The organism is Sphingomonas sp. Leaf242, assembly GCF_001422045.1.
Taxonomy (GTDB): domain Bacteria; phylum Pseudomonadota; class Alphaproteobacteria; order Sphingomonadales; family Sphingomonadaceae; genus Sphingomonas.
The window spans coordinates 114741-128157 of sequence record NZ_LMLW01000009.1 but is presented as its reverse complement, the minus strand read 5'-3'; the positions used below and the strand labels follow the sequence as shown (position 1 = coordinate 128157).

The following is a 13417-nucleotide window of genomic DNA, read 5'->3' as shown; positions in this document are numbered from 1 at the left end:
TTGACAATCCGGGCGATCGGCCGACACTTCCGCGATGTCTTCGATCGATCCTGCGCTGCTCGAGGCCGACCAGTGGTTCGGCGCGGTACCGGCCGCGCGACGCACGCTGCTGTTGCAGGAGGCAAGCGTCCGGTCCGTAACGCCGGGCACGCGGCTCTACGGCGTCGGCGATCCGCCCGATGGGCTGTGGGCGGTGCTCGAGGGGCAGGTCCGGCTGATCGGCTATCCCGCGATCGGCGCGGAAATGGTGGTGCTGATGATGGCGCCGGGAACGTGGTTCGGAGAGCTGTCGACGCTCGATGCGGGGCCAAGGCCGCACGACGCGATCGCGTTCGGACCGGCGCGCGTGCTGCATATTGGGATCGAGGCGTTCCGGCGGCTGGCGGGCGAGACGCCGGAACTCTGGTGGGACATCGCGCTGCTGGCGTGCGCGCACCAGCGTGCGTCGCTCGCGTTCATGATGAACACGCTGTCGCAGCCGATCCCGGTCCGGCTCGCGCGGATGCTCGGCGGCATGGTGCGCGCGGCGGGGGGCGACAGCGTCGCACTCCGCCAGGAGGATATCGCGGCGATGATCGGGGTGTCGCGGCAGACGCTCAACAAGGCGTTGAAGGCGATGGAGCGCGAAGGCGTGATCGCGCTGGAGTATGCGCGGATCAGGGTGGTGGATGCGGAAGGTCTGCGGCGGTTGGGCGCCGGGTGAGCCGTCCCGCCATATGAATACCACCACCCCGGCAAAGGCCGGGGCCCAATTGGGGGACGGTGATAACGATGCGCATCGCTCCGTTACTGCGACCTTGCCAATTGGGCCCCGGCCTTCGCCGGGGTGGAGTTAGGGGGAATAAAGCGGTCGTGGCGTACCGAGGTCAGGATGCGCCGGTGCCGCCGTTCGCGCCGAAGAAGCTGCCGGTTGTGTAGCTGTCGTTCGGATCCGCAAGCGCCACATAAAGCCCCGCCAGTTCAGCGGGCTGACCCGCACGGCCGATCGGCGTATCCTGCCCGAATTCGCCCATCTTTCCGGGCAATTGGCCGCCCGCGACCTGCAACGGCGTCCAGATCGGACCGGGCCCGACCGCGTTGACGCGGATGCCCTGCTTGGCGAGCTGTTTCGCCAGCGCCTTGGTGAAGATCAGGATCGCGCCCTTGGTCGAGGCATAGTCGAGCAGCTCCTTTTCCGGGCTGACCGAATTGACCGAGGCGGTGTTGATGATCGACGCGCCCGGCTTCATCAGCGGGATCGCCGCCTTGCACAGGTGGAACATCGCATAGACGTTGGTCTTCATCGTCCGGTCGAACTGCTCGAAGCTGATCTCGGCGATCGACTCCTTCGACTGCTGGTAGGCCGCGTTGTTGACGAGGATGTCGAGCTCGCCGAGCTGGCGGTTGGCGCGCGCGATCAGGTCGGTGCAGAATTTCGCATCGGTCAGGTCGCCGGGGATCAACACGACTTTCCGGCCCTCGGCACGGAGCAGCTTCGCCACGTCCTGCGCGTCGGGCTCCTCGGTCGGGTAATAGTTGATCGCGACGTCGGCGCCTTCACGCGAGAACGCGATCACCGCCGCGCGGCCGATCCCCGAATCGCCGCCGGTGACCAGCGCCTTCCGCCCTGCCAGCCGCCCCGAGCCGCGGTAACTCGCCTCGCCGCAATCGGGGACGGGGTGCATGTCGCGCTGGAGCGCCGGCCATTTCTGGCGCTGTTCGGGAAACGGTGTCGAGACGAAGCGCGTCTGCGGATCGGCGAGCGGCGCGGCGCCTTGTGCGAAGGCTGGCGCGGCGGCGGCGGCGAGGCCGGTGACGGCGGCGCCCTTGAACAGGTCTCGGCGGCTGGTGTCGGTCATGATGGCGTGTCCTGCGAAAAATTCTCTTGGGATGTCAGCGCGCAAGTCGGGCGAATGTTCACGCCATGTTGATCCAGGTCTTGTCGAAAGACGCCCCCCTCCCCTAACCCGGAGCGATGACCGACCTTCCCGCGACCGAGACCGAAGCCGCCGCCGAACTGGAGACGCTCGCCGCGCAGATCGCGTATCATAACGCGCGCTATCACACCGACGATGCGCCCGAGATCAGCGACGCCGACTATGACGCGCTGGTCCAGCGCAATGCGGCACTCGAAGCGGCGTATCCGGCTGCGGTGCGGAGCGATTCGCCGAGCCGGACGGTGGGCGCGGCGCCCGCGGGGCATCTCGCGAAGGTCGCGCATGCCAAGGCGATGATGAGCCTCGACAATGCATTCGCGGACGAGGAGGTCGAGGAGTTCGTCGCGCGCGTGCGCCGGTTCCTGAAGCTGGCGGACGACGCGCCGGTGGCGCTGACGGCGGAGCCGAAGATCGACGGGCTGTCGTGTTCGCTGCGGTATGAGGATGGGCGGCTGGTGCAGGCGCTGACCCGCGGCGATGGCCAGGTCGGCGAGGACGTCACCGCCAATGTGCGTACCATTAGCGACATCCCCGCAACCTTGTTCTCCCGCGAAGGCGGGAGTCCAGACTGGGCTCCCGCCTTCGCGGGAGAACAAGAGAGGGAGGGTATCCCAGCGATCTTCGAGGTCCGCGGCGAGGTCTATATGGCGAAGGACGATTTCGCCGCCTTGAACGCTCGCCTGCTCGCCGAGGCCGAGGAGACCGGCAAGGACGCGCGGCAGTTCGCCAATCCGCGCAACGCCGCCGCGGGCTCGCTCCGCCAGAAGGACGCGAGCGTCACCGCGAGCCGCACGCTCCGGTTCCTCGCGCACGGCTGGGGCGAGGCCAGCGTCGTACCGGGCGAAACGCAGGCCGAGGTCGTCGACACGTTGCGCGGCTGGGGCTTCCCGATCGCCGAAGGGTTCGCGCGGGTCGAAGGAACGGCCGCCGCGCTCGACGTGTACCGCAAGATCGAAGCCGAGCGCGCCGACCTGCCGTTCGATATCGACGGCGTGGTCTACAAGGTCGACCGGCTCGACTGGCAGGCGCGACTCGGCCAGGTCGCGAAGGCGCCGCGCTGGGCAATCGCGCACAAATTCCCCGCCGAACGCGCGCAGACGCTGCTGGAGCGGATCGACATCCAGGTCGGACGGACCGGCGCGATGACTCCGGTCGCGCGGCTGTCGCCCGTCACGGTCGGCGGCGTCGTCGTGACCAATGCGACGCTGCACAATGCCGACGAGATCGAGCGGCTCGGCGTGCGACCGGGCGACCGCGTGCTCGTCCAGCGCGCCGGCGACGTGATCCCGCAGATCGTCGAGAACCTCACGCCTGACGCCGAGCGCGAGGCGTATGTCTTTCCGCATGTCTGCCCCGAATGCGGGTCGGCGGCCGAACGCGAGGAAGGCGAGGTCGTCTATCGCTGCACCGGCGGGCTGATCTGCCCGGCACAGCGCGTCGAGCGGCTGATCCACTTCGCCTCGCGCCACGCCTTCGACATCGGCGGGCTCGGCCAGACGCTGATCGAGGCGTTCTTCCGCGATGGCCTGATCGAGTCGCCCGCCGACATCTTCCGCCTGACCGAGGAGCAACTCGCCGCGCGGAAAAAGGATGGGCGCGTCTGGGCGGCCAAGGTCATCGCGGCGATCGAGACCAAGCGGACGATCCCGCTCGACCGGTTCCTGTTCTCGCTCGGCATCCGCCACGTCGGCGAGATTACCGCGCGTGACCTTGCGCGACGCTATGTGTCGGCGAAAGCGCTCGGCGCGGTGCTATGTCACGCAGTGTTCCTGCGCGGCCAGATCGAACCGGTCATCGGCGAACCCGAGCGCAAATTCGTGCTTCGCCGCGACAAGCTGCTGGTCGGCGCGATCGAGACCGCCGGCATCGGCCCGGAGGTCGCCAGCGCTCTGGTCGGCTTCTGCGCCGAGCCGCACAACCGCCGGGTCGTGTTCGACCTGTTGCGCGAAGTGAAGCCGGCGGATGTCGTCCACGAAACCCGGGAATCGCCGGTGACCGGCCAGATTCTGGTCTTCACTGGCAGCCTCGAAACGCTCAGCCGCGACGAAGCCAAGGCGCAGGCGGAAGCGCTGGGCGCTCGGGTCGCAGCGTCGGTGTCGAGCAAGACCGGGCTGGTGATCGCCGGACCGGGGGCGGGCTCCAAACTGAAAAAAGCCACCGAACTGGGCATTCGCGTTATCACCGAAGCCGAATGGGCGGAGATCGTCGCCGCGAGCTGAACTCTGTAACGGCCTTTTGCGAAACGGTTCCAGCGCGACCGAAACGGTTCGACTCCGTGGCTTTTTTGCAACGCGGCATGACCGAGTGCGGATGTGACAATAGACGACTCGCCAATGTCACATATCCGAAATATTCCACGTGCAGGGCCGGATTAACACGACATGAAGTCGCGAAATCCAGAGCCGAAGGCTCAAAAGGGGTATTACTGATGCGGAACAACCTTTTCCTGGGTGTGGCAGCGATTGCGCTGGTCGCACCGATGGCGGCCTCTGCGCAGGAGACGACCTCGTCGATCCGCGGCACCGTGACGTCCGCCGGAACGCCCGTCGTCGGCGCGACCGTCGAGATCACCAACACTCTGGCCGGCAGCCGCGCGACCGCGATCACCGACAACTCGGGCTCGTTCAACGTCAACGGCCTGCGCGCCGGCGGTCCCTACACCGTCGCGGTCAACGCGACTGGCTATTCGGCGACGCAGGTCACCGACATCACCACGACCGTCGCGCAGGCGTTCGACGTGCCGATCGAACTGAATTCGGAAGCCGGTGGCGGCAACGAGATCGTCGTGACCGCGGCCCGCCTGCCGAACGCCCGCTCGATCTCGCAGGGTCCTACGACCGTGCTGAACGCGGTGCAGATCGCCAACATCGCCTCGGTCAACCGCGACATCCGCGACCTCGAACGCCGCGATCCGTTCGCCCGCCTCGACGATAGCCCCTCGGGCGGCCGTTCGGTCTCGTTCGCCGGCCAGAACGCGCGCTTCAACCGCTTCACCGTCGACGGTGTGTCGGTCAGCGACAATTTCGGCCTCAACAGCGATGGCCTTCCCAGCCGCCGTTCGCCGATCCCGCTCGATGCGATCGGCCAGTTCCAGGCACAGGTCGCGCCGTACGACGTCCGCCAGGGCAATTTCCAGGGCGGCGCGGTCAACATCGTGCTGAAGTCGGGCACCAACGACTTCCACGGCACCGGCTTCTATTCGCAGTCGCGCGACGAGTTCGTCGGCAAGAAGACCAAGGACCTGACCGTCAGCGTCCCCAACTTCAAGGTCGAGAATTTCGGCGCCGAGCTGTCCGGCCCGATCATCAAGGACAAGGTGTTCTTCATGGTCGCCGGCGAGCGCCTGCGCGGCGGTCGTCCGATCGCGGAAGGTCCGATCGACAACAATGTCGGCAACGGCGTTCCCGGCGTGCTGCAGAACTCGGTCGATCAGATCAGCGCGATCGCCAAGTCGGTCTATAATTACGACACCGGCGGCGTGCTGCGGAACCTCGGCGACAAGGACGACCGCGTCGTCGCCAAGATCGACGCGAACATCACCGATACCCAGCGGCTGTCGCTGACCTACACCTACGCCAACGACGCGATCAACCTGCTCAACAACACGTTCCTGACCGCGCCGACCGGCCTGGGTCTCGCGTCGAACGCCTATGTCTCGGGCAACCGCCTGCACACCGGCGTGGCGCAGTTGAACTCGACCTGGAGCGACAGCTTCTCGACCGAAGTCCGCGGCTTCTACAAGAACTACACGCGTATCCAGGAGCCGGTGCTCGGCCGCGGCTTCGCGCAGTTCCGCGTCTGCACCAACCCGACCAACCCGGTCGGCGGTTCGCTGACGGCGTGCGACAACAACGGCGGCGTCGTATCGTTCGGTCCGGACAGCTCGCGTCAGACCAACGCGCTCAAGACCGAGACCTGGGGTGGCCTGGCGCAGGCACGCCTGACGATGAACGACCACGACGTGCGCGTGTTCACCGAGATTTCGAGCGTCTCGATCTTCAACTCGTTCCTGCAGAACTCGTCGGGCAATTATTACTTCGACTCGATCGCCGACTTCCAGGCGCAGCGCGCGAACTCGCTCGGCTATGGCAACGCGATCCCGTCGCTGGTGCCCGAGGATGCCGCGGCGACCTTCGGCTATCAGAGCTACACGTTCGGCGTGATGGACTCGTGGAAGGTGACGCCGACGCTGAACGTCAGCTACGGCGCGCGCTACGACCTGTATGCGATGGATGACAATCCGACGCTCAACACCGCGTTCGCGTCGCGCTATGCCAATGGCGCGCTCGTCAACGGCAAGGTCGTCCAGATCGGCACCAACACCGCCAACATCTCCGGGTTCGGGCTGTTCCAGCCGCGCGCCGGGTTCGACTGGAAGCCTGCCAATCGGGTGAGCATCCGCGGCGGCGGCGGCATCTTCGGCGGCGGCACCCCCGACGTCTATGTGTCGAACAGCTTCTCGAACACCGGCGTGCTGAGCAACTCGATCTCGATCAACCGCTCGGCATCGGGCTTCACCGGCGCGACCACGAACGCGGTGACCGGCGCGGCCGCACTGAACGGGGTTACGGGGACCAGCATCCCGACCGCGGTCAACACGCTATTGACCAACGCAACGGTCTCGACCGCCTCGACGACCAACGCGCTCGATCCGAACTTCAAGATCCCGTCGCAGTGGCGCGCCACGCTGACCGGCGAATATACCGCCAACCTCGGGCCGCTCGGCGACAACTGGGTGTTCGGTGCGGACTTGCTGTATTCGAAGGTTCGCGAGCAGGTGTATTTCACTGACATCCGTTCGGTGCCGATCACCGGTTCGCTGACGCCGGACGGCCGCCAGCGCTACCAGAACCTGATCGACGGTCCGAACAGCACCAACACGAACACCGACATCCTCTTGACCAACACCAACAAGGGCCGCGCCTATATCGCGGTCGCTCGGTTCGACAAGACGTTCGACTTCGGCCTGAACATCAACGGCAGCTTCACCTATCAGGACGTCAAGGACGCGGCCCCCGCGACCTCGTCGACTGCCGGGTCGAACTATAGCAACGGTGCGTTCGCCGATCCCAACAACGTTCAGTACGGCATCTCGAACGACCAGGTTAAGTACTTCTTCAAGTACGGCGTGAACTACGACCACGCGTTCTTCGGCGATTACAAGACCACGTTCGGCCTGTTCGGCGAATCGCGGATCGGTCATCCGTTCAGCTACACGTTCCAGGATTTCGGCGCGAACCGGTCGTCGGTCTTCGGTACGACGGGTGTCAGCTCGGGCACCGGTGTCGGCGGCAACCGCTATCTGATGTACGTCCCGACCGTGAACGATGCGCGCGTGTCGTACAGCAGCACTGCGGTCGAGAATGCGGTCAACGCGTTCATCGACTCGTCGGGTCTGGCGAAGTATCGCGGCAAGGTCGCGCCGCGCAACGCCTTCCACTCCAAGTGGTTCACGCGTCTCGACCTTCACCTTGCGCAGGAAATCCCGACGTTCCTGAGCGGATCGCGCGTGACGCTCTTCGCCGATATCGAGAACTTCACCAACTTCATCAACAAGAACTGGGGCCAGCAGCGCGAATACGCGTTCCCGTACAACACCGCCGTCGTCCGCGTTCAATGCATCGCGACGCCGACCCCGACCGGTGCGTCGATCGCCGGCGTCGTCGCCAACACCGCGGGTCAGCCCTGCGCGCAGTATCGTTACTCGCCGGTCGGCGGCGGTACGAGCTTTGCCGCCCAGCAGGACCAGATCTACGTGAACCAGTCGCTCTACTCGATCCGTATCGGCGCGCGCTTCACGTTCTGATCTGCGCCTGACGTGATGGAATGACGAGACCGCCGCTTCCCACCGGAAGCGGCGGTCTTTTTATGTTCGCCACGCGACCGCTAACGACAGCCTTCGATCGCAAGTCGACACAGGTTAAGACCGCGCGGAAGATCGGTTGCCGGCCCAAGACTTGGTTTTGCGTGGGCTAGCCTCGGCGTGTAAGAGCCGATGCCATCATGGCTACGCTTCCCGTTTCTGCCCCGCCGACCGCACCCAGCACGCACGGATCGAGCGCGGCCGTATCCGTCCGCGGCACCCGATCGCTGCCCTTCACCGCGCGGCCGTTCTTCGAGAATAAAAGCCGCGCGTTCTGGACGTTGCAGGCGGTGGGGTGGAGCGGATACCTGTTGCTCCGCGGCGTCGTGTCGATCTCTAACGGCGTGACGCTCGACGTCGTGATCCCGGTGATCGTCGAGGCGATCCTCGGCTATTGCATCACGCTGCTACTCTCGACCTTCTACGGCATGTATCGCGGGTTGCCGCGACTAGTCGCGATATTCCTGACGATCGCGACGCTCGCTGCCGCGACGTTCCTGTACGCGGTGCTCGACGCGTTCACCTTCTCGTTCATCGCGAGTGCGACGCCGGGGGTGACGCTGGGCCGGCTGCTGGTGTCGATCTACATCACCTTCACGGTGCTGTTCGGGTGGTCGGCGCTGTATTTCGGGATCAACTTCTACCTGATCGTCGAACAGCAGATCGACCAGATGGAGCATCTCGAGAACCAGGCGTCGTCGGCGCAACTGGCGATGCTGCGGTACCAGCTCAATCCGCACTTCCTGTTCAACACGCTGAACTCGATCTCGACCTTGGTGCTGCTCAAGCAGACCGAGCGGGCGAACGCGATGCTGAGCCGGTTGTCGTCGTTCCTGCGCTATACGCTGGCGAACGAACCCACTGCGCACGTCACCGTCGCGCAGGAGGTGGACCAGCTGAAGCTGTATCTCGAGATCGAGAAGATGCGATTCGAGGATCGGATGCGGCCGAAGTTCGACATCGATCCGCGCGCCGAACGCGCCCGGCTGCCATCGCTGCTGCTGCAACCTTTGGTCGAAAACGCGATCAAATATGCCGTCACCCCGCAGGAGGAAGGCGCCGAAATCCGCGTCGAAGTGCGGCTCGCCGGGGAACGCGTGCAGATCGCCGTATCCGATACCGGTCCGGGCTTGATCGAGGGCCGGATCGGTTCAAGCCAATCCACAGGCGTGGGGCTCGCTAATATTAGAGACAGGTTGGCTCAGGCATATGGGCCCGACCATCGTTTCGAAACCCGCTCCACGCCGGCTGGCGGCTTCTCGGTGGAAATCGAGATACCGTATCAGCTGGAAGACGTGAACAGAGAGGCCTCATGACCATCCGTACCATTCTCGTCGACGACGAGCCGCTGGCGATCCAGGGGCTGGAACTCCGACTCCAGGCCCATGAAGACGTCGAGATCATCGAAAAATGCTCGAACGGCCGTGAAGCCATTCGTGCGATCAAGACGCACAAGCCCGACCTGGTCTTCCTCGATATCCAGATGCCGGGGTTCGACGGGTTCTCTGTCGTGCAGGGCCTCATGGAGGTCGAGCCACCGCTGTTCGTGTTCGTCACTGCCTATTCCGACCACGCCTTGCGCGCGTTCGAGGCGCAGGCGGTCGATTATCTGATGAAGCCGGTCGAGGAATCGCGGCTGGCCGATACGATCGAGCGGGTTCGGCAACGTCTGTCCGAAAAGCGCGGCGTCGAGGAGGTCGATCGGTTGCGCGAGGTGCTCGCCGATGTCGCGCCGGATGCGGCGGCGGACATGCCGGACGGCGATGCCGTGTCGGCGAACCGGTTCGAGAAGCTCATCAACATCAAGGATCGCGGGCAGATCTTCCGCGTCGATGTGGACACGATCGAGCGGATCGACGCGGCCGGCGATTACATGTGCATTTATACCGGCGATAATACATTGATTTTGCGCGAGACTATGAAGGATCTGGAGAAGCGGCTCGATCCGCGCAGGTTCCAGCGGGTGCATCGGTCGACGATCGTGAACCTGGATCTGGTCAAGCAGGTTAAGCCGCATACTAACGGCGAGTGTTTCCTGGTGTTGAATTCTGGTGCGAGCGTGAAGGTTTCGCGGTCGTATCGCGATGTGGTGGCGCGGTTCGTTCACTGATCTGAACGCTTCTTCGGCGAAAGCTGGGATCTCCCGGTAACCGGCTCCGTCCTTGCCGATCGAGGTCCCGACTTTCGTCGGGATGACGGGGGTGCGCTTCGTTAGCGAGCGCTTCCCCCGTTTCCCGTGGCCATTAACCAGTCCCTAAACCCCGCGTCCTAGAGCGAGGGGATGAAGACGTCGGGTTACGGCCTTTATCCGCATGTGCTGATCAGCCTGCCCGCTTTGGTGATGGCGACGTCGTGCGTGCCGGCGGATCGGCCGGCGGCGATCGCTCGGGTCCAGCCGGAGCGGAACTCGCGTGCCTTGCTGAGCCGGATGGCGTTGCATGTGCCCGACGACATTTCGGCCAAGATCGCGACGGCCGCGCCTGATGCCCCGTTTGCGGCTGCGGCGCCGTTCGTTGCTCCGCCGTTTCTGACTTCGAACTCCGTTGATGATGCTGGGCGTGCAGCCGACTGCCTGACTGCGGCGGTGTATTACGAGGCGCGATCGCAGTCCGAGGATGGGCAGCGGGCGGTGGCGCAAGTGGTGCTGAACCGGGTGCGCGACCGGGCCTTTCCGAACAGCGTTTGCGGGGTCGTGTACCAGGGGGCCGAGCGGCGGACCGGGTGCCAGTTCAGCTTTACCTGTGATGGCTCGATGAACCGGGCGCGCGAGCCAGGGGCTTGGGATCGCGCGCGGGCGGTGGCGAGCGCGGCGCTTGGTGGGAGCGTGTACGCACCGGTTGGGGCGGCGACTTCGTTTCATACGACGAGCATCCTGCCTTGGTGGGCGTCGAGTCTCGCGCGGATTACGACGGTTGGGGCTCATGTGTTCTATCGTTGGCAGGGGGCGTTGGAGCGGGCTCTGACGTTTCGGCAGGCTTATGCCGGGGTTGAGCCTGGGGTTCGGGGTGTTGGTTTGGCGAGCGGTGGTGGTGTGGCGGCGGTTGCGGCGCAGGTTGCTGGGGTTTCGGTGCATTATGGTAATCGGGACGACGTTGCGGACTCCGGTGCGGAGCCGGCCGATGCGTTGCATGGGGTGACGGTGCACCGGGGGGTGTTGCGTTCTGGTTCGGCGATTGCGGGTGCGGCGATTGTGCCTACGCGGTTGGTTTCCGGGGTGCGGATTCATGTTGGTGGGCGGGCGTCTGCGATGATCGGCAGCGGTAACGCCGCCGACGCGGTAGTGTCGGACGAAACCTGATAGCTCCCTCCCCTTCAGGGGAGGGTCGGGGTGGGGCACCGCCCCAAGCGACACGTTCGTGGACAAGCCCCATTCCAGCCCTCCCCTAACGGGGAGGGAGTTTTAGAGGCTGTTTAATCCAATACCTGCACCACCCCGGCGAAGGCCGGGGCCCAGTTGGGGAACGTCGCCAACTGCGAACCGCGCTTCGTTACGACCACCTTTCCAACTGGGCCCCGGCCTTCGCCGGGGTGGTAGTACATTGCGCGAACTGCCTCTTCTTGTTCCCCCGCGGAGGCGGGGGGCCAGGATCTCGGGCGGTGGCGTTTGTGATCCTGGGCCCCCGCCTTCGCGGGGGAACTAGCCCCGCTCGATCGAAGGCTTCAGCTCCCGGAACGCCCAAACCCCTCCCCTCGCAAAACCATGCTGCATCTGCTAACGGCACGCGCATGCTGAACCTGAACAATATCACGGTGCGCCTGGGCGGACGCGTTATCCTCGATGGCGCCACGGCCGCGTTGCCGCCGGGCTCGCGCGTCGGGCTGATCGGGCGCAACGGCGCGGGCAAGTCGACGATGGTGCGCGTGATCGCAGGGCAGTTGGAGCCCGACGACGGTTCCGCCGACATGCCGAAGGGTGCGCGGATCGGTTACCTCGCGCAGGAAGCGCCGCACGGCGTGAAGACCCCGTTCGAGACCGTGCTCGAAGCCGATCTGGAGCGCGCTGCGCTGATGATCGAGAGCGAGACCAGCGAGGATCCCGACCGGCTCGGCGACGTGTACGAGCGGCTGATCGCGATCGACGCCTATACCGCGCCCGCCCGCGCCGCGCAGATCCTGCTCGGCCTCGGCTTCGACGAGGACATGCAGGCGCGCACGCTCGACAGTTTCTCGGGTGGCTGGAAGATGCGCGTGGCGCTCGCTGCGCTGCTGTTCTCGCAGCCGGACCTGCTGCTGCTCGACGAGCCTTCGAACCATCTCGATCTCGAAGCGGTGATGTGGCTCGAGGACTTTCTCAAGGGCTACAAGGCGACGATCGTGGTGGTCAGCCACGAGCGCGATTTCCTCAACAATGTGGTCGATCACATCCTGCATCTGCAGGGCGGCAAGATCACGCTGTATCCCGGCGGCTATGACGCGTTCGAGCGGCAGCGCGCCGAGCGGCTTGCGCAGATCGAGGCGGCGCGCGCCAATCAGGCGGTGCAACGCGAGAAGCTGCAGGAATATATCGCCAAGAATTCGGCTCGCGCCTCGACCGCGAAGCAGGCGCAGTCGCGGCAGAAGATGCTGTCGAAGATGCAGCCGATCGCCGAGAGCTACAACGATCCGACGCTGTCGTTCGGCTTCCCGAATCCGACCGAACTGCGTCCGCCGCTGATCACGCTCGACATGGCGACGGTCGGCTATGCCGACGTGCCGATCCTGAAGCGGCTCAACATGCGGCTCGATCCCGACGACCGGGTCGCGCTGCTCGGGCGCAACGGCAACGGCAAGACCACGCTCGCGCGGCTGCTGGCGGCGCAGTTGACGCCGATGGACGGCGAGATGTCGTCGTCGGGCAAGATGAAGGTCGGGTATTTCACGCAGTATCAGGTCGAGGAACTCGATCCGACCGATTCGCCGATCGAGCATATGTCGCATCTGATGAAGGGCGCGACTCCGGCGGCCGTGCGCGCGCAATTGGGGCGGTTCGGCTTCTCGGGCGACAAGGCGACGACGCGGGTCGGCAAGTTGTCGGGTGGCGAGCGGGCGCGTCTGGCGCTGGCGCTGATCACGCGCGATGCGCCGCATCTACTGATCCTCGATGAGCCTACCAACCATCTCGACGTCGATGCGCGTGAGGCGCTCGTGCAGGCGCTCAACGCCTATACCGGCGCGGTGGTGCTGGTCAGCCATGACCGGCACATGCTGGAGCTGACCGCGGACCGGCTGGTGCTGGTCGATGACGGGACGGCGAAGGAATTCGACGGCAGCCTCGACGATTACATCGCGTTCGTCCTGAAGGGCGACGGCGGCAAGGGCGATGCGGCGTCGAAGGCGGACAAGAAGGCCGGCAAGAAGGCTGCGGCCGAGGCGAAGAGCAACGATGCGGCGCTTCGGAAGGCTCTGCGCGAGATCGAGGAGCAGACCGCGAAGTTCACCAAGGAGCGTAATGCTCTGGATCGCGCGATGGTCGATCCGGCGAATGCGGAGCCGCAGTTCTCGCGGATGTCGATGGGGGATCTGAGCAAGCGTCGCGCCGAGGTGCATGCGAAGCTCGAGGCCAGCGAGGCGAAGTGGCTTGAGGCTAGCGAGGCGCTGGAGGGCGTGGCAGCCTAAGTTTCTTCTTACGCCCCTCCCTGGAAGGGAGGGGTTGGGGGTG

General features: G+C 65.2%; 8 protein-coding genes. 7 read left to right on the top strand and 1 reads right to left on the bottom strand.

The window, feature by feature from the left end:
• Window positions 1-34: 34 nt before the first annotated feature.
• Entirely contained in the window at window positions 35-703 is a 669-nt protein-coding gene (locus ASF09_RS11855; protein WP_060526415.1) for a Crp/Fnr family transcriptional regulator, read from the top strand.
• A gap of 163 nt (window positions 704-866) precedes the next feature.
• Here ASF09_RS11855 and ASF09_RS11850 read toward each other — a convergent pair whose 3' ends face one another.
• The gene (locus ASF09_RS11850) at window positions 867-1838 is read right to left on the bottom strand and encodes an SDR family oxidoreductase (protein ID WP_060526414.1); all 972 of its coding nucleotides are present in this window, start codon (window positions 1836-1838) and stop codon (window positions 867-869) included.
• Between the two features lie 116 nt (window positions 1839-1954).
• On the opposite strand from ASF09_RS11850, the gene ligA reads away from it, so the two are divergent.
• The 6 genes from ligA (at window position 1955) to ASF09_RS11820 (ending at window position 13374) form a co-directional block, all read left to right on the top strand.
• Window positions 1955-4135 (top strand): NAD-dependent DNA ligase LigA, encoded by a 2181-nt coding sequence (ligA, locus tag ASF09_RS11845; RefSeq protein WP_060526413.1) that lies wholly within the window; start codon window positions 1955-1957, stop codon window positions 4133-4135.
• 209 nt (window positions 4136-4344) lie between these two features.
• Window positions 4345-7722 (top strand): TonB-dependent receptor, encoded by a 3378-nt coding sequence (locus ASF09_RS11840; RefSeq protein WP_060526412.1) that lies wholly within the window; start codon window positions 4345-4347, stop codon window positions 7720-7722.
• A gap of 197 nt (window positions 7723-7919) precedes the next feature.
• On the top strand, window positions 7920-9095 hold the full coding sequence (locus ASF09_RS11835; protein ID WP_082444271.1) for a sensor histidine kinase: 1176 nt from the start codon (window positions 7920-7922) through the stop codon (window positions 9093-9095).
• Entirely contained in the window at window positions 9092-9889 is a 798-nt protein-coding gene (locus tag ASF09_RS11830) for a LytR/AlgR family response regulator transcription factor (protein WP_031393111.1), read from the top strand. The genes ASF09_RS11835 and ASF09_RS11830 overlap by 4 nt, the downstream gene beginning before the upstream one ends.
• A gap of 171 nt (window positions 9890-10060) precedes the next feature.
• Window positions 10061-11077, top strand: a complete 1017-nt coding sequence (locus ASF09_RS11825) for a cell wall hydrolase (protein ID WP_082444270.1) — start codon at window positions 10061-10063, stop codon at window positions 11075-11077.
• Between the two features lie 428 nt (window positions 11078-11505).
• A complete protein-coding gene (locus ASF09_RS11820; RefSeq protein WP_060526411.1) occupies window positions 11506-13374 on the top strand; it encodes an ABC-F family ATP-binding cassette domain-containing protein in 1869 nt (622 codons plus the stop codon).
• The last annotated feature ends 43 nt before the right edge of the window (window positions 13375-13417 follow it).